General features: G+C 38.4%; 20 protein-coding genes and 1 pseudogene. 17 read left to right on the forward strand and 4 right to left on the reverse strand.

Features of this window, described 5'->3' with window-relative positions; translation table 11 throughout:
* Positions 1 to 22: 22 nt before the first annotated feature.
* The 4 genes from V757_RS27595 (at position 23) to V757_RS22830 (ending at position 3,912) form a co-directional block, all read left to right on the forward strand.
* Positions 23 to 748: a M48 family metallopeptidase gene (locus V757_RS27595; RefSeq protein WP_023951509.1), complete on the forward strand. Its 726-nt coding sequence runs from the start codon at positions 23 to 25 to the stop codon at positions 746 to 748.
* 70 nt (positions 749 to 818) lie between these two features.
* Positions 819 to 1,235, forward strand: coding sequence for a lactoylglutathione lyase (gene gloA, locus V757_RS22820; protein WP_023951511.1), 417 nt, complete (start codon positions 819 to 821; stop codon positions 1,233 to 1,235).
* 65 nt (positions 1,236 to 1,300) lie between these two features.
* Positions 1,301 to 2,440, forward strand: a complete 1,140-nt coding sequence (locus tag V757_RS22825; RefSeq protein ID WP_023951513.1) for a glycerate kinase — start codon at positions 1,301 to 1,303, stop codon at positions 2,438 to 2,440.
* A gap of 116 nt (positions 2,441 to 2,556) precedes the next feature.
* On the forward strand, positions 2,557 to 3,912 hold the full coding sequence (locus tag V757_RS22830; protein ID WP_023951515.1) for a GntP family permease: 1,356 nt from the start codon (positions 2,557 to 2,559) through the stop codon (positions 3,910 to 3,912).
* 139 nt (positions 3,913 to 4,051) lie between these two features.
* Here V757_RS22830 and rsmA read toward each other — a convergent pair whose 3' ends face one another.
* The 3 genes from rsmA to V757_RS22845 are packed head-to-tail and all read right to left on the reverse strand — an operon-like array spanning position 4,052 to position 8,785.
* Positions 4,052 to 4,828, reverse strand: a complete 777-nt coding sequence (rsmA, locus tag V757_RS22835) for a 16S rRNA (adenine(1518)-N(6)/adenine(1519)-N(6))-dimethyltransferase RsmA (protein ID WP_023951518.1) — start codon at positions 4,826 to 4,828, stop codon at positions 4,052 to 4,054.
* A gap of 1 nt (position 4,829) precedes the next feature.
* A complete protein-coding gene (locus tag V757_RS22840) occupies positions 4,830 to 6,323 on the reverse strand; it encodes a peptidylprolyl isomerase (RefSeq protein WP_023951521.1) in 1,494 nt (497 codons plus the stop codon).
* A gap of 2 nt (positions 6,324 to 6,325) precedes the next feature.
* Complete coding sequence (locus V757_RS22845; protein WP_023951523.1) at positions 6,326 to 8,785, reverse strand: LPS-assembly protein LptD; 2,460 nt, start codon at positions 8,783 to 8,785, stop codon at positions 6,326 to 6,328.
* 140 nt (positions 8,786 to 8,925) lie between these two features.
* On the opposite strand from V757_RS22845, the gene V757_RS22850 reads away from it, so the two are divergent.
* The 10 genes and pseudogenes from V757_RS22850 (at position 8,926) to minE (ending at position 17,627) form a co-directional block, all read left to right on the forward strand.
* Positions 8,926 to 9,966, forward strand: a complete 1,041-nt coding sequence (locus V757_RS22850) for an aminoglycoside phosphotransferase family protein (RefSeq protein WP_023951525.1) — start codon at positions 8,926 to 8,928, stop codon at positions 9,964 to 9,966.
* On the forward strand, positions 9,966 to 10,658 hold the full coding sequence (gene murU / locus V757_RS22855; RefSeq protein WP_031274675.1) for an N-acetylmuramate alpha-1-phosphate uridylyltransferase MurU: 693 nt from the start codon (positions 9,966 to 9,968) through the stop codon (positions 10,656 to 10,658). Before V757_RS22850 ends, murU begins: the two co-directional genes overlap by 1 nt.
* A gap of 51 nt (positions 10,659 to 10,709) precedes the next feature.
* Positions 10,710 to 11,519 carry a hypothetical protein gene (locus V757_RS22860; protein ID WP_023951529.1) on the forward strand — a complete coding sequence of 270 codons (810 nt, stop codon included), beginning with the start codon at positions 10,710 to 10,712 and terminating at the stop codon, positions 11,517 to 11,519.
* Positions 11,520 to 11,577: 58 nt separating this feature from the next.
* The gene (locus V757_RS22865; protein ID WP_023951531.1) at positions 11,578 to 12,288 is read left to right on the forward strand and encodes a response regulator; all 711 of its coding nucleotides are present in this window, start codon (positions 11,578 to 11,580) and stop codon (positions 12,286 to 12,288) included.
* Positions 12,289 to 12,414: 126 nt separating this feature from the next.
* Positions 12,415 to 12,885, forward strand: a complete 471-nt coding sequence (locus V757_RS29325; RefSeq protein WP_245587012.1) for a hypothetical protein — start codon at positions 12,415 to 12,417, stop codon at positions 12,883 to 12,885.
* A 22-nt stretch (positions 12,886 to 12,907) separates the two neighbouring features.
* The gene (locus V757_RS29330) at positions 12,908 to 13,825 is read left to right on the forward strand and encodes an ATP-binding protein (protein ID WP_245587013.1); all 918 of its coding nucleotides are present in this window, start codon (positions 12,908 to 12,910) and stop codon (positions 13,823 to 13,825) included.
* 82 nt (positions 13,826 to 13,907) lie between these two features.
* The gene (locus V757_RS22875) at positions 13,908 to 15,668 is read left to right on the forward strand and encodes a glutamine--tRNA ligase/YqeY domain fusion protein (protein WP_023951533.1); all 1,761 of its coding nucleotides are present in this window, start codon (positions 13,908 to 13,910) and stop codon (positions 15,666 to 15,668) included.
* Position 15,669: 1 nt separating this feature from the next.
* Complete coding sequence (gene minC / locus V757_RS22880; RefSeq protein WP_023951535.1) at positions 15,670 to 16,434, forward strand: septum site-determining protein MinC; 765 nt, start codon at positions 15,670 to 15,672, stop codon at positions 16,432 to 16,434.
* Positions 16,435 to 16,528: 94 nt separating this feature from the next.
* Positions 16,529 to 17,342 (forward strand): annotated as a pseudogene (gene minD, locus V757_RS22885) (septum site-determining protein MinD).
* A gap of 6 nt (positions 17,343 to 17,348) precedes the next feature.
* On the forward strand, positions 17,349 to 17,627 hold the full coding sequence (gene minE / locus V757_RS22890) for a cell division topological specificity factor MinE (RefSeq protein WP_023951538.1): 279 nt from the start codon (positions 17,349 to 17,351) through the stop codon (positions 17,625 to 17,627).
* 175 nt (positions 17,628 to 17,802) lie between these two features.
* On the opposite strand, the gene V757_RS0114385 is transcribed toward minE, so the two are convergent.
* Positions 17,803 to 18,357: a TetR/AcrR family transcriptional regulator gene (locus V757_RS0114385; protein ID WP_052019353.1), complete on the reverse strand. Its 555-nt coding sequence runs from the start codon at positions 18,355 to 18,357 to the stop codon at positions 17,803 to 17,805.
* Positions 18,358 to 18,495: 138 nt separating this feature from the next.
* Between V757_RS0114385 and V757_RS22895 the strand changes: the two genes are divergently transcribed.
* The 3 genes from V757_RS22895 to V757_RS22905 are packed head-to-tail and all read left to right on the forward strand — an operon-like array spanning position 18,496 to position 23,354.
* Entirely contained in the window at positions 18,496 to 19,467 is a 972-nt protein-coding gene (locus V757_RS22895) for an HlyD family secretion protein (protein WP_023951542.1), read from the forward strand.
* Positions 19,467 to 22,226, forward strand: a complete 2,760-nt coding sequence (rbbA, locus tag V757_RS22900) for a ribosome-associated ATPase/putative transporter RbbA (RefSeq protein WP_023951544.1) — start codon at positions 19,467 to 19,469, stop codon at positions 22,224 to 22,226. The genes V757_RS22895 and rbbA overlap by 1 nt, the downstream gene beginning before the upstream one ends.
* Positions 22,227 to 23,354 carry an ABC transporter permease gene (locus tag V757_RS22905; RefSeq protein WP_023951546.1) on the forward strand — a complete coding sequence of 376 codons (1,128 nt, stop codon included), beginning with the start codon at positions 22,227 to 22,229 and terminating at the stop codon, positions 23,352 to 23,354.
* The last annotated feature ends 4 nt before the right edge of the window (positions 23,355 to 23,358 follow it).

Raw genomic sequence — 23,358 nt, forward strand, 5'->3', positions numbered from 1 at the left:
TCTTATTGAGCCATTAGATTTAATGCAACAATCACGTTTTCGCATCAGTACCAAACATGGTGACTTTGAGTATGTTATCAAACGTCGTAGATGGCAAAAACTTAGTATAAGCGTAGGACATAATGGCATTATTGTACGAGCAACGTTAAGTGAGCCATTAAGTAATATTGAAACTATGTTACGCTCACTCAGTGAATGGATTGCCAACAAAAAAGCTTATTATGAAAGCATTCGCCCTGAAAAAATTAATCACTGGCAAATTAACAATACCATTCAATACCTAGGTAAAACTATTCTACTCAAACCCCATTTCAGTAATACCTCCCCTATTTTTTTAGGTGATGTATTAGCCCCTCAAGACAACGATATTTTATTAATTGATATTCACTCATCTGATATCCCTATTAAGATTGCTTGCCAACAATGGCTGCAAATACAAGCCTTATCTTGGTTTTCTAAACGTTTAACTGCCTTATCTACCCCTCTTCAATTAGAGTATTCACGCTTACGCTTAAGTTATGCCATGAGAAGTTGGGGGCAATGTAATAGCAAAAAGGTTATTGGGCTTAATTGGCGACTCATCCACCTCCCAACGAAACAGATTGATTATGTGATTGCTCATGAGCTAGCACATCTAAAACATATGAATCACAGCAAAGCGTTTTGGCAAGAAGTCGGCAGAATAATGCCTGATTATGAGATACATAAAAAAGCACTTAAACAACAATCATTATTCTTTTTAGAGTAATATCATTTACTATAACTTCATTATTGATAAACAAGTAAAGATTAAACAACAAGACGATTAAGGAATGACTATGCAATTTTTACATACTATGCTTCGTGTGGGTAATTTAGAACGCTCTATTGATTTTTATACTCGTGTACTAGGTATGAAAGTTCTACGCACCTCTTCAAATCCTGAATATAAATATGACCTTGCTTTTTTAGGCTATGCGGCCAATCCAGAGCAAGCAGAGCTTGAACTCACTTACAACTATGGTGTTGATAGTTATGATTTAGGAACGGCTTATGGTCATATCGCTATTGGCGTACCTGATGCCTACGCAGCTTGTGAAGCAGTCAAAAAAGCAGGCGGCACGGTAACTCGTGAAGCTGGTCCTGTTAAAGGAGGATCTACTGTGATTGCTTTTGTGCAAGATCCCGATGGTTATAAAATTGAATTTATTGAAAGAAAAGACATGAACGCTACTGGTAAAGGTTTACACGACTAAATTTACCCAGCAGTCAATCATATAATTATTTAAATATAAACAAAACGATAGCGATTAAGACGATTATGATTATTGTTGTTGCTCCTGATTCTTTTAAAGAAAGCCTTTCTGCTGTTGATGCCGCTACAGCTATCAAAAAAGGTATTTTAATGGCTCAACCTGATGCCGAAGTCTTTTGTATTCCCATGGCGGATGGGGGAGAAGGAACAGTAAAAGCCATTGCTGAATGCACAAATAGTGAGCTCAAATCAGTGAGCGTATGCAATGCTTTAGGAGAAAATATCATTGCCGAATGGGCTCTCATCGACGGCGATACGGCAGTGGTTGAGATGGCATCAGCAGCAGGTTTAGAGCAAATCAATAAAGACAAACGTAATATCTATACATCGTCAACATATGGCGTAGGGTTATTAATTAAAGATGTTCTAAACTATCCTATTAAGAAACTCATTTTAGGGCTAGGTGGATCCGCCACTAACGATGCTGGTATTGGTATGTTAAATGCCCTTGGTGTTAAATTTTACGATGAACATAATCAGCTTATCCAGGCCTGTTGCCCGAACAATATACACAATATTAGTCGCATTGATATATCTGAACTAGATGAACGTTTAAAAACGGTAAATGTAGTTCTCGCCTCTGATGTACGTAATCCTTTATGTGGAAAAAACGGTGCTTCTCATATTTTTGGCCCACAAAAAGGCGCATCGCCAGAGCAAGTCCTTGAACTAGATGAACGTTTAAATAATTATGCTCAACTAGTGCATCATACATTGCACATTGATTGTCGAGAATATGCTGGAGCAGGTGCTGCTGGCGGACTCGGTTTTGCTGCACTAAGCTTCCTAAATGCCACCTTTAAACCAGGTATTGAGGTTATTGCAGAATACTCCAATCTTGAACACCATATCAAAGAGGCTGATTTAGTCATTACTGGAGAAGGTTGTATTGATGAACAAACTCTGCAAGGCAAGACTATTGCAGGGATTGCTAATCTTAGCAAACGTTATCATAAGCCCCTAATCGCTCTAGGGGGAGCCGTTCGAGGTAATTATCAAGACCTTTATACTCATGGTTTAAGTGCCGCATTTAGTATCAGTAGTGGTCCTATGACCCTTCAAGAATCCATGCATAACTGTTCAACATTACTCACTCAGAAAGCGAATGATTTAATGAGACTTTGGTCAATAGGTAGACAAGTTTAAGCATTAACTAACAGGGTTGAGGATAACTACAATTATTACTCTTACCTATTGATTTGCACTAATTTTATTATTACAGTATTCAAACTATTTTTTTATTTACCAAAGGAAAGACTTTTATGGTTTTAATTCTTATTCTGGTGGCATTGATTGCCTTTATTGTGCTTGCCACGACAAAACTTAAACTACACCCTTTTCTTGCCTTACTAGCAGCCGCTTTTATTGCGGGCTTTGCTTATGGTGTTCCAACTAAGGAAATCGTCAAGCTTATTACTACAGGCTTTGGTGGTTTATTGGGGAGTATTGGTATTGTTATTGCTATTGGTACCATTATAGGTGTTATTCTTGAACGCACTGGTGCAGCTATTACCTTGGCAGAAACAGTCATTAAAATTATGGGGAAACGTTTCCCAACATTAACCATCTCGATTATTGGTTATCTGGTCTCTATCCCAGTATTTTGCGACTCTGGCTTTGTCATTTTAAACTCACTTAAAGAAGCATTAGCCAAACAAATGAAAGTATCTTTAGTGGCAATGAGTGTTGCTTTAGCGACTGGTCTTTATGCTTCTCATACATTTGTTCCTCCCACACCAGGCCCAATTGCAGCAGCAGGTAATCTTGGCTTGGAAAACAATTTGGGCTTAGTTATTATCGTTGGTTTAGTCGTAGCATTAGTCACTGCTCTAGCAGGGTTATGGTGGGCTAATCGTTTTATGAACAAAGACATCGAACTACTCCCCGAAATTCAAGCAGAACAATTAGAAAAAACAGCTGAATTACGCCAAAGTTATGGTGAATTACCCAGTGCTAGCAAAGCATTCACACCAATTCTTTTACCTATCTTATTAATTTGTTTAGGCTCTATCGTTGCCTTCCCAAGCAAACCACTAGGAACAGGTATTCTTGCACAAATATTAGCATTCTTAGGTCAACCTGTAGTAGCCCTCATCGCAGGCTTAATTTCTTCATTCTTCTTATTAAAAAGTAGCTCAAAAGCTGATGAATTTAATAAAGTGGTGACTGAAGGGATTATTCATGCTGCACCGATTTTATTAATTACGGGCGCTGGTGGTGCTTTTGGTGCCATTTTAAAAGCAACCCCTTTAGGTGCTTATTTAGGCGAAACCTTATCCGCATTAGGCATTGGTATTTTTATGCCATTTATCGTAGCTGCAGCACTAAAAACAGCTCAAGGATCTACTACAGTAGCCCTAGTTACCACCTCTGCCTTAGTTGCACCTATGTTAGGTCAATTAGGACTTGATTCTGAAATGGGTCGTGTTCTCACAGTAATGGCTATTGGTGCTGGCGCAATGACTGTCTCACATGCTAACGATAGCTTCTTCTGGGTAGTTAGTCAGTTTAGTCGTATGAAAGTAGCCACAGCTTATCAAGCTCAAACGCTAGCAACCCTTGTTCAAGGTATTGCCGGTATTATTACGGTATGGCTATTAAGTCTAGTATTACTCTAGACTAGACCAATTATGAACTTACTCGTATTTGTTAGCCATGCTGTAAGCTTATAACCTTTGAGTTATACATGATAAAAAAGCAACGAAATTTCGTTGCTTTTTTATTAACTATCCTAGCTATTAATGTAACCTAGAGATTCTAGTGTTCCAATTTATGATCCACACAAAAATCAGCGATACGAATAAAGTCTAATACGCTTAACTCTTCTGCCCTTGCAGTCTCTGGGATACCTAAACCAGTCCAATCAATTTGCCATGCCTTTAGACTTCCTCTTAGCATTTTACGTCGTTGGGCAAATGCCTGACTAACTAATTGAGCAAATAATTTCTCGTCTTTGGCGATAGGCCTATCCTCACTAAGTGGAATCATTCTGACTACAGATGACATTACTTTCGGAGGTGGATCGAAACATTCAGGAGGCACGTCAAATAATGAGTACATTTTATAGCGTGTCTGTAACATCACAGACAGTCGTCCATAATCTGCACTACCTGGTTCTGCTACCATACGATCAATCACTTCTTTTTGTAGCATAAAATGTTGATCTCTAACCTTATCAGCAGCTCCCATTAAATGAAACAATAAAGGACTAGAAATATTGTAAGGTAAATTACCCACAATACGAACCCCTTGCTCGAACTGATTAAAATCCACCGTTAACGCATCTGCCTCAATCACGGTTAATTTCTTGGGACTATACGTATTACGTAATCGAAAAGCCAAATCCCTATCGATTTCAATAACAGTGAGATGGTTTAATTTCTCAAGCAATGGTAATGTTAACGCTGAAAGCCCTGGACCAATTTCCACAACAGTATCATCCTCACTCAAATTAAGTGAACGGATAATATTGTCAGGAATACTTTGGTCAGTCAAAAAATGCTGACCAAATCGTTTACGTGCAATATGTGCCATATTAGCGAGTCGTTTTTTCACCCGTTAAGCGATTATCGATATATGCTTGTGATCTAAGTTGTTGCACCCAATCCCTCAGCACATTTTCTGCTTGTTCTTGATACAATGTTTCATGTGCCAAGTCTCGACGAATACTGGCTTGTTTATCCTCAGTGCGGCGATCTAATACTTCAATAATATGCCAACCAAACTGACTACGAACTGGTGCACTAATTTGTCCTGGCTGTAAATTTGCCACGGCTTGCTCAAACGCTGGGTCTGCTTGTCCTGGTGAAATCCAACCAATATCCCCTCCAAGTGATGCAGAAGAATCTTGAGAATATTTCAGAGCAACATCTGCAAAAGGCTCGCCAGCATTAAGTTTAGCGGCAATCTCATCAATACGAGCTTTGGCTTGAGCATCAGAAAACACAGGCGTAATACGTACTAAAATATGACGCACATTAGACTCTGTCACATTAACAGGACCTGCCTGTTTAGCGGCTTGTTCTCTTGGTGTTAATTGAGGTTGTGGTGGATCAGGTAAACGAACACTCACTACACGGCGTGTTTCATTAATTACGCCACGTCGTTCTAATACTTTCAGGATATGAAAACCATTCGGTGCTTTAAACACTCCTGTCGTACTACCATCCCTCACTTTTTTAGATACACTCATAAACAAAGCCGGCCAATCCTCATTCATCCGAATACCTAGATTACCACCTTGCGATGCTTCTGGAGCGTCTGAGTATTGGCGAGCAACACTTGCAAAACTTTGACCACCACGAATCTTAGATAATGCTTCATTGGCTTTTTTACGTGCTGCCTCTACAACCTCAGCACTTGAACCGTCAGGGACTCGAATATAAATATGTTGGAAAGCTATCGCTTTTGCATCAAAACTTCTTTCAACAACTTGGCGTTTTTCGTAGCGCGGCTCATAGGCGACAGGTTTCTTATAATCAGCATATAGCCCTGTTGGATGCTGAATTAAAAATGCATCAACATCTCGTTCTGTCACATTCACACGTGCACGCACAACCTGAGAACGAAGCTCTTCCATTTTCATTTGTTGTTTTATGTTAGCCACGTACTCATCCCAATTGATACCATGCTGCTTAGCTGCTTGCTTCAATTGCTCAACAGTCAAATTATTATCTTTTGCGATTGATTGCAGACCTTGCTCAAGCTGCTGATTGGATATCTTAATATTCATTTGATCAGCATGAGCATTCATAAGATGTTCATCTATCAATAATGATAGTACTTGCTCTGGCGTTGCTTGATTACCCGACACCCTCATCGCTGTCATACGATTATTTAACTCTCTTTGTGTAATCACATCTGTATCTACAATAGCAGCAATACCATCAACAAAATTACCTTGTCCTTGCTTATTGCTATGAACCTGTTTAGTAGAATGGTTTTTTTTAGCCAAAACTTCTGGAGAGCTTAGAAAAAAACCTGGTATTGCCATTAAGGCAATTCTTAACCAAGTATTATTAAATTGCATTTTTATTCATACCTTTCAAATGGTGATTTAACCGTTTCAGGGGTTTTAACATTCTGATATCCTGGGATGCTATTTCTTAAGACACTCAATGGATCTGAGCCAATACCACCTAGTCCATTTAATTCTACTTGTAAAAATACTGCAGAATTTGATTTTGTCTTAGAGACAGCATACCGCTGGAAAACAACCCTAGCTGTTGTACAGCATTTATCGTGATATTCTAACCCAATGATAGATTGCGTTGAACGTTTTTCGTAAAGAGAATAATCATGCCTCCCTACGAGATAATATTTATCCGTAACCGGCCACTGACCAGCAATACTAATATTTTCCTTACCATTAAGTTGATAACTATACTGTTGATCTGTTCCCTCAATCAAATAAGGCTCTCGTTGATAGCGATAAGTCAATGATAAAGAAGTAAAGTTTTTAGGAAACCAACGCAATGAAGCATATGTCTGAGCTAAACGATTATCATAGGTATCCAATTGAGCTCCTACCTCGGTATTCAATGTGTCTGTGAGTGCAACTGACATATTCGCTAAGAACTCAGAGCGACTCTTCTCCGCATATCGTTCTCTAACACGCTGTGTATCAATATAATCATACCCACCCAAGAATACTCGGGGTTTCGTAAAATAGAATTTCTGTGCGACTTGAATTGCCATGCGCTCCTTGCCTGTGTCTTCATCCAACCAGCGTGAGGTCAATCCCAATGTCACTTGATTGGCATCATTAATACGATCCCACCCCCCCACATATCTATTTTCACTAAAAGCAGTACCAAAATTAAAGTTACTCACACTAGTATCATAAATAGGAATATCTGACTGATATCTATAAGGAATGTACAGATAATAGATGCGTGGCTCTAGTGTTTGAGTACGAGGCTTACCAAATAACGTCGTTTTACGTTCAAATGTCATTCCTGTATCTAAAGACATAATAGGTAAGACTCGAGATTGATTTTTGTACTGCGTTCCTGCTTGGCTTCGAATAAAAGGAGTACCATTAGGATAGGTATATTGTGTATACCAATCTGTCGTGTAATGTGAAGCATGTAGGCCAATCTTTGGTGTAATATACCAACCAGGTCTAATAATAGGATAACTCACTTGCGTATAAGAGACATACCTTACTCCATCCGCTTTGTAGTGACCTCCAAAATCATAGTTAGGATTCCAAGAGGCACGATAATACTTCTCATGTGTTGGATGAACAAAACGTGTAACAGTAGCTTGTGTGGTCACATCAAATCCACCCCAATCATAACGTTCACCTTTCAACGAAAGCTCTGGCACTCTTTCGTACTGATAATAATAAATAGGATTATCTGGATCGGTTAGATCGTGCAATGATTGATATTTCTGTACACTCAAATAGCCCGACCAATAGTTATAACCACCAAAAGACAAGGTAATATTCTTATCCAAAAATGTTTCTTGAGCGCGATTAATTGCAACAGCACTAAAATCACGATAATAATCACTATCCGATACGCCTGAATAATTTGCCGTTAAACCAAAATTTAATCCAGCAAATTCACCTAATTTTTGTCTATGTGTCCAATTAATTGACCATCTGTTTCGGTGTAATTTACTATCAGAAGGCATATACGTTCCAGATAATTGCCCACTAAATGATGGTCTTAAATAACGAAATTCCCCACCTAGCATAAAACCACGTTTACTATAATACGATGGCGTGAGTGTTACATCATAATTAGGCGCAATATTCCAGAAAAATGGTAAGTTCCAACCGAACCCAGACCTTGATGTCATAGAAAATGTGGGAAATAACCATCCTGTTTTACGCTCTTTTTTAATCGTAAATTCTAAGTGGGGCGACCAAAATACAGGCACTCCTTTAATATAAAGCGTACCGTCCTTTGCTATCCCTTCATTTTCATCATCGTAGATATTAACTTCTGGTGACTTGATATACCATAACTTATTATCGCAACTACAACCAGAATAGATAGCATCATCCATTCTCAAGTGATTTTCATCTACAATTTCGGCAAATCTTGCTTCACCTACACCACCACTTAAAATACGATAAACAGGAGAATTAATCTCACCTGTTTTTTTATCCACATTATATTTTAAGCCTTCTCCCACTACTCTTGACCCATCACGAATCAACCGCGCATTACCTTCTGAAACAACCTCTCCTGTCAATCGATCATAAGTAATGCGTTCCCCTTTTAAAATAGCATCTGGACGACGTACTTGAGCACCTCCAGTTAAAATAATTTTATTATTGTTATTAGTAACTTTAAACGTTTCACTATCCGTAAACGTTGTCTGATTATTTTTATCTTGTTTGATTAGTTGTAGGCGCGAGCTTTCTTGCAAGCGCAGACCATTATTATTTGCGATGCCAAATGTAGTTACTTGTTCAGCATATGAACTCACTACAGGCAAAAACATTAGAAACGATAAGGTCAATTTTTTTCGCACAACACAAATTCCAAATAAAGAATTATTAAAAACTCATAATTTTATTTTCTATCTAAGACAAAAAGGATTTTCACGTCTAAAATAGCAATTAATTAATTTAATCATTTTATTCAATTTATACGCCATTATAAAATAGTTTTATGACTACCCTTATTGACCCTCGTCTAGATTTACTAAAAAGCTGGCTTTCTACTCTATCTGAAAAGTATCATCTCCATATTGATAGCTTACGTCCTGCCTCAAGTGACGCTAGTTTTCGTCGTTATTTCCGTATAGATACCGACACTGGCACACTGATTATTATGGATGCACCGCCTGTACATGAGGATTGCAAACCATTTATTCAAATTGCAAACAAATTATCGGCTATCGGACTTAATTGCCCAAAAATTTTAGAACAAAATCTAACTGATGGATTTCTTATTCTTAATGATTTAGGTAACCAAACCTACTACCAACGCTTACAATCCCCTATTGAAGATAAAGAGTTACAAACGATTTATCGCGATGCTATCGCCGCCATGGTCACTATGCAAAAGGTTGACGCCAGTGACTTACCTGCTTACGATGCAGAACGTCTCATGACTGAACTCACTGTTTTTCCTGAGTGGTATATCAATCACTACCATCAGATGACACTATCCGATGATGAAAAAAATCAACTAGCGAGTATTTTTAATCTATTAGTAGAGCATAATACCAAACAAGCAAAAGTGTTTGTCCACCGTGATTATCACTCTCCAAATCTCATGCTATGTGATCCAAATTTACACGGTCCAAATCCTGGTATTATTGACTTTCAAGATGCGTTGTTAGGTCCAATCTCATATGACGTTGTTTCTCTTGTGATGGATGCTCGTACAACTTGGGAAGAACCTCAACAATTAGATTGGGCAATTCGTTACTGGGAAATGGCAAAAGCTCAGGAATTACCTGTACCTGCTGATTTTGCTGACTTTCATGTTGACTATGAATTTATGGGGTTGCAGCGTAATTTGCGTATCCTAGGCGTATTTGCTCGTTTAGCTCTACGCGATAATAAAAAACACTATTTAAACCATATGCCTCGCATGAATACTTATGTTAGACAAGTCGCCAATCGTTATAATAGTTTCAAACCTCTAGTTCGTTTACTTGATAAGCTGGACAATATAGAAGCAAAAGTGGGGTACACATTTTGATTCAAGCCATGATTCTCGCTGCTGGACGAGGCGAAAGAATGCGTCCTTTAACAGATACCCTACCCAAACCTTTGCTTGAAGTCGGAGGGAAACCACTGATTGTTTGGCATATCGAACGTCTTGCCAGTGCTGGGATTAGTGATATTGTGATTAACCATGCTTGGTTGGGCTATAAACTCCCAGAAATACTGGGCGATGGCTCTCAATTTAATGTCAATATTGAATATTCCGCTGAAGGTGAGACTGGATTAGAGACAGCAGGAGGTATTGCTAATGCCCTTCCTTTGTTAGGCTCACAACCCTTTTTAGTCATCAATGGCGATATTTGGTGTGATTGGAGTCCTTTAGAGGCAATGGAAAAAGTAACACATATCGAAAATCATCCAGAAAAAGCTTGGTTGTTGATGGTAGATAATCCTATGCACAACCCTGAGGGTGATTTTCACATAAATAGTTTTGGTAAAGTCTATGACGAAGGTGTTCCAAAGTTAACATTTTCAGGTATTGGCGTCTACCATCCCTCACTATTTATGCATATCGAAAAAGGAAAAATAGCCAAATTAGCACCTCTATTAAGAGAAGCCATGGCAAATAATAGTGTCTTTGGACAACATTACAAAGGAAAATGGACGGATGTTGGCACACCAGAACGATTGGCACAATTAGATAAGGAATTAAGGACTTTAAAATAGTCCTTTCTGAATAGTTTCTACTAGGGTAAAATAATAATTTAAAGGTTTTATATGTTTGGTTCTTCAAATAAACAAGTGGTTTTTAATCCTTCTGTCTACGGTAATACTCGCCGCAATCGCCGTATGCCACGATGGTTAATAACTTTTTTAGCGGGTGTCATCATCGGTGGCGGTGGTTTTTGGTTTTTACAAACCAATTACGGACCTCCTCGTCTTAGTATTGAGGAGTCCAATCGCCTAAACTCAACGATCAGTCAATTAAATCAAGAAAAAAGTTCATTACAGCAACAACTATCTGACTCACAACAAGCACTTAGTCAGGCTCGCGATACTATCAAACAACTAAGCCCAGTAACTACAACACAAACAGAAAATTCTGCCGTGGCTGTAAACAATGACCCCAGCTTAAATCCTATTACCCCTATTAAAGAAGGCACTTCAGGGGTAAATATGGAGGAAGTGCTTAAAAACCTCCCCCCTGACCCATCAAACAATCCTATTGGTATTCGTATTGGTAATTTCCAAGGAGAAATAGGACAGTTATCGTATGAGTTAATACTCACAAAATCAGATTTATCTTCTCCTAACGTTCCTGCTCGTGTAGAAGTTCTAGCTACGGGTCGCTATAAAAATGGCAATAAAGGTTTTGATCATATTCAACCAATCAATATCACTGCCAATGAATATGTCCGACTTCAAGGCAAAGTAGAACTTACCAAAAAAACCTTAACACCTAATGCTGTTGAAGTTAAAGTAATTAATACTCAAACTCGTAAAGTATTAGGTTCACGTACTTTCGAGGTGAGACCAGCAGAAGCTGGTACTACGACAACGGAGACAACAACAGCTCCAGCAAATTAATTTCAGATGATTTCCTGTTATTAAATTTATAGGTTTTATTTGTTATGATGGAAGCACTATGAATAATAAACCACTGACTAAAATTATGGTCGTTGATGACGACCCAGACTTACGCCAATTACTAGCTCAGTATCTTAACCGTCATGGCTATGATACCTTGCTAGTTGATGACTGTAATGATCTTTTCCAGCGTATCACCAAGTTCACGCCTGACTTAATTGTCCTTGATCGTATGTTACCAAGTGGTGACGGTGTTGAAGCTTGCCGTAATCTACGTGCTCACAATGAAGATATTCCTATTATTTTATTAACAGGACGTGACGAAACCGCTGATCGTATCATCGGTCTTGAATCGGGCGCTGATGACTATATCGGTAAGCCTTTCGATCCTCGTGAATTATTGGCACGTATTGAGACCGTTTTACGTCGCAAAAAAGGTCCTTCTAGTCTTGTTAAAGAGGTTCCTATTCATTTCGGTCCGTTTACATTTGATCCCGCCAAACGTCAATTACTTAAGGGTGATACCGTAGTCAAATTGACGGGAGGGGAAATTAACCTACTAGAAGCATTTGTTAAAAACCCTAGTAAACCTCTTTCTCGTGAAAAACTATTAGCGTTAGCACGTGATGATGATGAGGGCGAACGCAATGATCGAGCTATTGATATTGCCATTTTGCGTTTACGCCGTGCATTAGAAGATGATCCTAAAGATCCTAGATGGATTCAAACAGTATGGGGAATTGGATACCGTTTTTCACCAAATGCCTAAGGTATGAATAATCTTAAGAATTTTCTTTTAAGTATCCGCGCTCAAATCTTGTTAATGATGTTTGGCACTATTATCTTAGTACAGAGTGCGGTTTTTTATGCAGGGAACTACATAAAAGAAAAAGTCATGGAGGATGTTGTCTCTGGACAAATCACGACTACGATTAAAATTATTCGCAATGCGATTACCAATATCCCTCCAGACATGCGAGCAGCCTTTATTCACGATGCGTCCGAAGGTAAATGGCAGCTTAGAACTATAGAAACCCCAAAAAGTGGGGGACCTATTTTTTCCATCCGTCGAGATGATGATGAAGAGGATGACCTAGATGATTTACCATCAAATCGTCCCCCTCCTCCTCATGCGTTAGATCAAATTTTTCCTCATTTAAAAGAACATATCTATAGGCACTTAAATCCTGCGACTTTTTCGCGTTTTTCTGATAAAAAAGTCACCGAAACGCCTGTTAAATCAGCTCTTAGACAAGATATTCAAAAACTCATTAGTAGCATTAATAGAAAGCTAGATGATGGAACACGTATCAGTCTCATAAGAAGAAAAAAAGACTCCCTTACTCTTTCTATCACTATTACCTGAATACAATCCATTTAATGATACGGTGATACGTGAATGGTTAGTTATCCCAGTTGCAAATATAGAACCTGATAAAAATGGTATTTTCTTCTTGGCTTGGTTAACCATGACCACTCTATTATTAGTATTTGCTGGTTACTTTGCTTGGCGCATTACTAAACCTTTGCATTTATTGAGCCAATCTACTGACTATTTGGCTAAAGGAGACTTCCGTAAAGTGACTCCTTCAGGCCCATCTGAAACACGTATCTTGGGAGAACGTTTTAATGCCATGCTATCATCGCTGGAGCAAGCTAAAACAGTACAACAAACCTTGTTAGCAGGCTTACCTCATGACCTTAAAGGGCCGCTAGCACGCATGAAGTTACGCCTTGAAATGTGTGATGATCAAGTATTACAGAGCGGAATGAGCAACGATGTACAAGAAATGCAAAACATTGTTGAACAATTTATTTCCTATGTTCGTGGAGCCGATCCTACTCGTTATCGTTTTGAACCGATCAACCTTACTAATTGGATTGATGAACGTGCACATGCATGGAGTGCTAGTTCTGACGTTATGCTAACAAGTAACACTAAACACCCTGTGTTTATTTCAGGCGATACCTTGGCATTAGGCAGACTATTGGATAACCTTATCAGCAATGCCCTTAAGCACGGCAAACCACCAGTGGAAATTTCCTTAAGTAAGCATCATCAATTTGCTAAAATCTCAGTTGCAGATCACGGTAATGGAATACCTGCAGATCGAAGAGAAGAAGCCTTAAGAGCATTCTCTCGTTTAGACTCCGCTCGTACCAAAACAGGAAGTGTCGGTCTAGGTCTTGCATTGGTGGATAACATTGTCCAGGCTCATCACGGTAAACTAACATTAGGTAGCCATAGTTCCGGGGGCTTATTGGTTGAGATTGAGCTCCCTTTAATCGCTGCAAACAAGCATTAAGTCAATAAGCACCTCTCAACATATATTATAATAAGCGCATATATTATGTGTATTTACCCACAATTTTTCTCTTATATATCGAATGACAAGTCATAATACTGAAACACCCGTTTCTAATTTTTTACGTACTATTATTGAAAATGATTTAAGTGCTGAGCGCTTTCAAGGCAAACGTTGGGCGGGCGTTCCAGGCCCAGCTAAAATTCAAGAACAAGGGCCGAAGGATTCTGCTCGCATTCGTACACGTTTTCCACCCGAACCTAACGGTTATTTGCATATTGGTCATGCCAAAAGCATTATTATTAATTTTGGTTTAGCTAGAGATTATGGTGGTGTTTGTCATTTACGCTTTGATGACACCAATCCCGAAAAAGAAGACCAAGAATACGTTGACTCTATCAAAGATAGCGTCAAATGGTTAGGGTTTGATTGGAAAAATGAAGAAAAGAATTACAACAACCTTTATTTTGCCAGTGATTATTTCGACTATATGTATGAGTTTGCCATTGCTTTAATTAAAAGCGGTGATGCCTACATTGACGAACAAAGCCCAGAAGAGATGCGTCAAAATCGTGGTACATTGACTGAGCCTGGTACTGATTCTCCCTATCGTAATCGTCCTATTGAGGAATCTTTAAAGCTATTCCAAGAGATGCGAGAAGGCAAACATCCAAATGGTAGCATGGCATTACGCGCTAAGATTAATATGCAATCACCTAATATTAACTTACGTGATCCTGTTATTTATCGTATTCGTCATGCTGAACATCACCGCACTGGCAATAAATGGCCAATCTATCCAATGTACACTTACGCCCATCCGATTGAGGATGCATTAGAAGGGATTACTCACAGTATCTGTACACTTGAATTTGAAGACCAAAGACCATTCTATGATTGGTTACTAGAAAAATTAGTTGAATTAGGTTTATTAAAACAGCCCTTACCTAAACAATATGAGTTTTCCCGTCTAAAAGTTAAGCATATTGTGACAAGTAAACGTAAGCTACTACAATTAGTGACCGAAGGACTAGTCAACGGCTGGGACGACCCTCGTATGCCAACCTTAGTAGGTTTAAGACGACGAGGTTACACACCTACGGCCCTACGTCTATTTATTGAACGTCTAGGTGTTTCAAAATCTGACTCTAATATTGATTATAGTGAATTAGAGCAAGCTCTACGCGATGTTCTTGACCCTGTCGCCCCACGTGCGGTAGCTGTTCTAGATCCAATTAAATTAGTTATTACCAATCTTCCCGAAAATCATGAAGAGGCTTGCTTTGCGACTATTAATCCTCACAACCCTGAATTAGGTAAACGAGAGTTCCCATTAACTCGTGAGTTATGGATTGAACGAGATGACTTCCAGGAAGTCCCTCAAAAGAAATATTTCCGTCTATTCCCTGGCAATATGGTACGTTTGAAATATGCCTATGTAGTGAAATGTACTGGTTGCATCAAAAATGACCAAGGCGAAGTCACGGAAGTACATGTAGAATATATCCCAGACACGAAGAGTGGGACACCAGGATCTGATAGTGTCAAAGTAAAAGGCAATATCACATGGGTTAGTACAAAATACGCAACCTCAGCAACAGTTAATCTTTATGATAGACTCTTCACTGACCCATCTCCAGACAGTGGTAACAAAAATTTCCTAGACTACCTCAACCCCAATTCACTAAAACAAGTGAGTGCCTGGTTAGAGCCTGGATTAGATCTGACACCTGGCAATCAATGGCAGTTTGAGCGTTTAGGTTACTTTATTGTAGATCCTGACTCAACACCTGAAAAACCAATTCTTAATCGTAGCGTTACTTTACGTGATACATGGGTATAACATGTCTGATACATCACATATTTTAGAATTTAAAAGTACCAATATTTCTAGTCTTCGTTTGGTCTTAAAAACCACAGATTTTAGTGGTATTGTCAAAACTATTCATCAAAAAATGCAAGACTCTGGTAGCCTATTCGAAGGTGAATCTTTGGTCATTGATGCCTATGGTATTGTCCAACCACTCCCTTGGCGTAAGCTTGTGGATGTACTTGAGCAATACAAGCTTAATGTGCTTGGCATCTATGCCAATGAGCGTCTTCTGCCTACCGTATTAGCTGAAGGATTTGCACATATTGAATTAAGTAATCACCAAAAATCTGATAAGACCGTTGTTGTTGATAGCAAACCTGCTGCTCAACAAACACCCTCATCTCAAGATAAACCACAGGTTAGCCAGCCTGTATCGACAACACCGACAAATACTGACGCACAAGCAAGTTTGGTTGTTGATAGACAGTTACGTTCCGGTGAACGTATTTATGCGGCTAATAGCGATTTAATCGTTATCGGTAATGTAGGACATGGTGCCGAAGTTATTGCTGACGGCAACATTCATATTTATGGTAGCTTATTAGGTAGAGCAATTGCTGGCGCTAAAGGTGATACAAGTGCTAGAATTTTCACCATTTCACTTGATCCACAATTAGTGGCTATAGCTGGCATTTATCGTCTATTTGATGGAGATATTGCACCTGATACCCATAAAAAACCAACAATGATTAGTCTTCAAAACGATACTTTATCTTTTAATTTAATTAAATCTTAATAATTAGTTTTCATCTATCATCACTTTTTTACCCTATAAAAGTGATTTTTGCTTTAAGATTGAACAGTAATATTTTTATAAATAGGAAAACTTCATGTCACGCGTAATTGTTGTTACTTCTGGAAAAGGTGGTGTAGGTAAAACCACGACAAGTGCTAGCTTTGCATCAGGCTTAGCCATGAGAGGTCATAAAACGGTTGTTATCGACTTTGATGTTGGTTTACGTAACCTAGACTTGATTATGGGTTGCGAGCGTCGTGTTGTTTATGACTTTGTCAATGTCATTCAAAAAGAGGCTACACTCAACCAAGCTCATAATTAAAGATAAAAATTTAGAAAATCTTTATATCCTACCCGCTTCCCAAACTCGTGATAAAGAAGCACTCACCATTGAGGGCGTAGAGCGTGTTATTAATGAACTCAAAGAAATGGGCTTTGAGTATATTGTCTGTGACTCACCTGCAGGTATTGAAACTGGGGCGTTAATGGCTCTACATTTTGCTGATGATGCTCTTGTTGTCACAAATCCTGAAGTATCTTCTGTACGTGACTCAGATCGAATTCTTGGTATCTTACAAGCGAAAACAAAACGGGCTCAAGAAGGTGGTGAACCCGTAAAAACTTTCTTAGTAGTAACTCGCTATAATCCAAAACGCGTAGAAGACGGTGAAATGCTTTCAATTAACGATATCAACGATATTTTACATATCAATCTAATTGGGGTAACACCAGAATCACAAGATGTTTTACAAGCATCAAATACGGGGGTTCCTGCTATTCACATGAAAGAGACTGATGTTGCACAGGCTTATGCTGACTTGGTTGATCGTTACTTAGGCAAAGAAGTTCCTTTACGCTTTACTGAATATGTAAAACCTGGATTCTTCAAAAAACTATTTGGAGGTTAATTAAGCATGTCTTTCTTAAATTTCTTACTAGGTGAGAAGAAAAAGAGTAATGAGGTCGCCAAAGATCGTCTCAAATTAATCCTTGTGCGTGATCGTCAAGTTGACTCAGCTCCTGATTTTCTACCTCAGTTACAAAGAGAACTGATTGAAGTCATTTCTAAGTATATTAAAATCAACCCTGAAGATATTAAAGTCAATCTAGACAAACAGGACTCATTAGAAGTACTTGAAGTCAAAATTGAGATGTCTCCTGAAGAGATGCAAGCCGCACGAGTTAAACCATAACTCTTGGGTAATAGCTTCTCATAATCCCTGCTTCATAACCAAAGCAGGGATTTTTATTACTGACAACTTTTTTTGATTGTGATGTGTAGGTTTATACTCAAAAAATCAATAATTTATAATCTAAACAAAAAATCTATCAAGCTAAAAATAGATTAAACAGAGTATGTCATACTGTTTAAAGCATAGTGTACTTAAACATTTCTAGCATCTCATCATGTTGCTTAGAGGATATGTCCACATCATTCAATAAACAATATCTCAAGAATTCTACCGCTAGCGTAGCAAACATATGTGCTTGGAAATCTAACTCTTGCTCTGTTTTTCCGGTTTTTGACCTTACGTGTTCGATATATTGAGTTTTAGCAATCTTCTGTAATTCTTGTACAAAATTCATCTCTGGCGTTTGTATTTTTAAAAATAATTTAATTAATGGTCTATACACCTTTACCATAGGGCTAACGCCATAGATAAACTCTCGAGCACTATAGTTAAATCGTTGTACAGAAACAGGAACCAAAAACTCTTTTTTAAAGTTATTCATCAATTCTGATGCTAAACCCTGCTTACTCTTATAATGTTTATAAAATGTTGTCCGATTAATATCTGCAGTATTTAAAATATCCTGTACGGTGATATGTTTATACTCCTTCTCAGCAAGTAATGTTAAAAATGCATTATGGATTAAACTTTTTGTCCGGATTATACGTTTATCTATTTTCTGCTCAGCCATAAATTCACCCAAAATAAACAACATTTTTATCACAAATATACTAGTAAACAACGTTTTATTGATTTTTAGTATTGTAAGCGATTAATGAATTTCATACACTATTAGATTAAGCTAAAAGTATGAAATGTAGGGATTTTTATGAAAAAGATAATACTCCTTCTGATAGCTGTTGCTATTGCAGGTATTGCTTATTGGCAAAACAAGAAGCTTCAAACTACCTCTTATGAAGGAATTGCACAAGTCAATGGTCGTTTAAATTTAAACCGTATTGATATTTCTAGTCTATATCCTGGTCGGATCGAAGAAATTTTGGTCAATGAAGGTGACAATGTTCAAAAAGATCAAGTCCTTGCAAAATTATCAGGATCTCAAATCAACACACAAGTGGCATTAGCCAATGCTCAGAAGCAACAAGCCCAAGAATCATTACAACGCGTTAAAGCCGAACAAGACGCTGCACAACAGCAATTGAACTTAGCGAAAATTGAACTGAATAACGCTCAAAAATTATTTAAAGATAATCTTATTTCACGTACAGAATTAACACGCCAACAAACTAATTACGCCGCTATGGTGGCAAAAGTCAATGCCACAAAAGCAGCTCAACAAGAAGTAGAGGCAACAATCTCGCAAGCCGATGCACAAATTGATCGCGTGAAAGATATGCAAAAAGACTATGCTATTAAGTCACCTATTAGCGGACGTATTGAATATAAAATTGCCGAATTAGGCAATGTAATTCCTGCTGGTGGTAAAGTAATGAGTATTTTAGATACGCACGATGTCTATCTCAATGTCTTTCTACCCTCTTACCAATCTAACCCTATTAAAATAGGCGATGAAGCACGCATTTTTATTGAAGGCATAGATGGATTATTCCCTGCTACCATAGACTTTATCGCCTCTCAGGCACAATTTACACCAAAATCTGTAGAAACTCAGGAAGAACGAGCCAAACTAATGTTCAAAGTTAAACTAAAGATTCCTGAAGATATCATTGCACAATATCCTGGTTTATTTAAAGGCGGTATGACTGCTATAGGATATGTTAAGTACGAAGCCAATGCTCAATGGCCAGAAAGCTTAGCAATTAAACTGCCTAATAAGTAATGATGACCATCACTGATTCTTCTCTTGCCGTTGCTATTGATAATGTTAGCCATCAATACGGTAAAGTTACTGCTCTCAATGCTGTTTCACTAACAATCCCTAAGGGAGCTAGCGTCGCTTTAATTGGACCTGATGGTGTGGGTAAATCTACCTTGCTCTCTCTTATTGCTGGAGTCAAAATCCTTCAGGCTGGATCAATCACAGTTCTGAATCAAGATGTTACTTTAAAGAAATCACGTGATTCATTAGCACATCAAGTTGCTTTTATGCCTCAAGGTTTGGGGAAAAACTTATATCCCACGCTGTCTATTTATGAGAATATTGATTTTCATGCCAAATTATATGGTTTAAATAAAGCCTATCGTAAACAGCATATTGAGCGTTTACTCAGAGCAACAGGCTTATGGCAATTCAATGCTAGACCTGCTGGCAAGCTCTCTGGCGGGATGAAACAAAAACTCAGCTTGTGCTGTGCGTTAGTGCATAACCCTGATTTATTAATCCTAGATGAGCCCACTACAGGGGTAGACCCTTTATCGCGTCGTCAGTTTTGGGAATTGGTTGATAGTTTGCGTCAAGATAATCCCGCAATGACCGTCATTGTAGCAACAGCCTATATTGATGAAGCAGAACATTTTGAACATTTAATCGCTATGGATGATGGTCATATCATTGCCAATCAGTCCACTCAATCGGTTATTCGTGATACACAAAGCAAATCCTTAGAAGAAGCCTATATCAAACTATTACCTGAAGAAAAACGAGGGGCACTGGATGGCTTAACTATTCCTCCTTTTGAGCCGTTAGCTAATGAACCTCCAGCAATGGAGGCAAAAGGGCTGAGCAAAATATTTGGTGATTTTAAAGCAGTTGATAACGTTAGTTTTACAATTCCTAAAGGGGAAATTTTTGGTTTTTTAGGCTCTAATGGTTGCGGCAAATCAACCACCATGAAAATGCTAACGGGTCTGTTAGATGCCACTGAAGGTACCGCTACCCTATTAGGGCAGCCAATAAATGCCAATGATATTTCGACACGTAAACGCGTTGGTTATATGTCGCAAGCCTTTTCTTTATATGAAGAACTAACGGTTTATCAAAACCTAGATTTACACGCCAAACTCTACGAAGTTCCTCAAAAAAAACAGGCGATTCAAGCGATTATGGCACAGTTTGATTTAACCGAACTTGCACATAAAACACCTTCATCTCTTCCTTTAGGGATTAAACAACGTCTACAGCTGGCCGCCGCCTGTTTACACAAACCTGAAGTCTTGATTTTAGATGAACCCACCTCAGGTGTTGATCCAGCCGCAAGGGATAATTTCTGGGAATATCTAATCAAACTTTCGCGTGAAGATAGAATTACTATTTTCGTGTCGACTCACTTTATGAATGAAGCACAGCGATGTGACCGTATTTCTTTTATGCATGCAGGACGTGTATTGGCTATTGGCACCCCTGAAGAACTCCGTCAAAATCAACAAGCGCATACCCTAGAAGAAGCCTTTATTCGCTATCTAGAACACGCCGAAGATAATCGCTCAGAAATCAGTACCGAAAGTGATAACAATGAAAATAACAATGCATTCACCACAGAAAACCCAGTAGAAAATACGCACGCCAACAATTCTTTCGGCGCATGGTTTGGTTTAGTATGGGCTTTTGCTATACGTGAAGGCAAAGAATTGTTACGAGATAATATTCGGTTATTTTTTGCCATCTGCGGTCCCATTATTATGTTATTGGCAATGTCATCCAGTATTTCATTCGATCTTAATCCTTCCAAATTTGCTGTTTTGGATTGGGATAATAGCAGTGAGAGCCGTGAACTCATTGAACACTTTCAAGGGTCTGCTTATTTTATTGATCAGGGACAAGTCTATTCTCCTGAGGAAGGGCAAAAACTCCTACAAAATGGTACGGTTAAACTAATTATTGAAATACCTGATAAGTTTGGTGAAAAAATCTTTAAACAAGAATCGCCTGAAGTCGCTTTCTATGTAGATGGTGCTTATCCTTTATTAGCTGAAAACCTCAGTGGTTCTATTAAAGGAGTCATTGGTGAATATACAATGGAATTTATAAGAAAACTAGGTATTCCGCTAACCATAAACCTACCTCTTGAAACGCGTTTTATTTATAACCAAAATTTTCGTAGTGTATTTGCCATTGCACCGGGGCTGATTATGCTCACCCTGACGCTTATTCCTGCAATGATGACGGCATTAGGTATTGTGCGAGAGAAAGAAATCGGCTCTATTATGAATTTGTATGGATCGCCTGCCAATAAACTGCAATTTCTACTTGGTAAACAATTACCGTATATTGGATTATCATTTATCAGTTTTTTATGTATGGTGGCGATTGTTATCCTTGTATTTGATGTTCCTCTAAAAGGAACTATGCTTGGCTTAAGTCTAGGAGCATTATTACTCATCTGCGCCTCAACAGGTTTTGGTTTGCTTATGTCTAGCTTCCTACAAACCCAAATCGCTGCTATCTTTGGCACAGCGATTGTCACGATTATTCCTACCCTTAACTTCGCAGGTCTTATTTACCCAACAGCAGCCCTAGACAAAGCGCTTTACATGGTTGGGCATTCTTTCCCCGCAACCTGGTTTCAAGGCATCACCTTAGGTGCTTTTACCAAAGGATTAGGTTTCACTGATTTTCTACAAAACTTTGCTATGCTAGCCTTGTTCTATTCTATTTACCTCAGCTTAGCAACGTTATCACTCAAGAAACAGGAGAAATAAATGTGGCGATGGATTAAAAACGTTTATTTTCTCACGATTAAGGAATTCAAAAGCTTATTTACAGATCCTGTATTACTAGGTTTAATTGTCTATATGTTTACGATAGGCATCATTATGGCTGTCAATGCAGCATCAACAGAATTAAAAAATGCTTCTATTGCTGTTGTAGATAATGACCAATCAACTCTTTCACATCAATTAAAAGACAGCTTATTAGAGCCTAACTTTAAACCTCCTGTTGATATCCAAACCAACGAAGTCGATAGAGGAATGGATGTGGGCAAATATACTTTTGTATTAGATATCCCTGAGAATTTCCAAGCAGATTTATTAGCTGGATTTAACCCTAAGATTCAATTATTAGTTGATGCCACAGCAATGACACAAGCCGCCATTGGATCATCTTATATTCAAGAGATTTTCAGCCGAGAAATCAATAATTACCTAAACACCAATAGTGCCTTAGCTAGTCCATTTACAACCTCAATGCAAGTCCTCTACAACCCAAACTTCTCCAGCAAATGGTTTATGGGAGTAATGCAAGTTGTAGGTAATTTATCATTAATCACCCTCTTGCTTTCAGGAGCTGCTGTTATTCGTGAGCGTGAGCGTGGAACTATTGAACACTTACTAGTAATGCCTGTTGTGTCCAGTGAAATTGCCATTTCAAAAATTTTGGCTAATAGTGTGATTATTATCACGGTTGCCATCATGTCATTATTTCTGGTTGTCCGTGGTTATTTACAAGTACCGATTGACGTCACCTCTGTTCCTCTCTTTGCATTAGGAGTATTTACCTTTTTATTCTCTACGGCTTCTTTAGGTATCCTATTAGCCATTATTGCACCTACCATGCCACAGTTTGGCTTGCTATGCCTACCCATTTATATTGTGATGTATATGTTATCGGGTGCCACCTCTCCTATTGAAAATATGCCTATATTTTTCCAAACTATTACCCAGTTTTCTCCACAAACTATTCTTAGTTCATTTGCACAAGAAGTTCTATTCAAGCATGCAACGTTTAGCCAAGCATGGGAATTTCTTGCCAAAATGTTTGGTATGGGTTCTCTTTTTTTATGCATTGCTTTAGTCCAGTTTAAATCAATGCTTTCTCGTCAAGGTTAATCAT

The organism is Pelistega indica, assembly GCF_000506865.1.
GTDB classification, from domain to species: Bacteria; Pseudomonadota; Gammaproteobacteria; order Burkholderiales; family Burkholderiaceae_B; genus Taylorella; species Taylorella indica.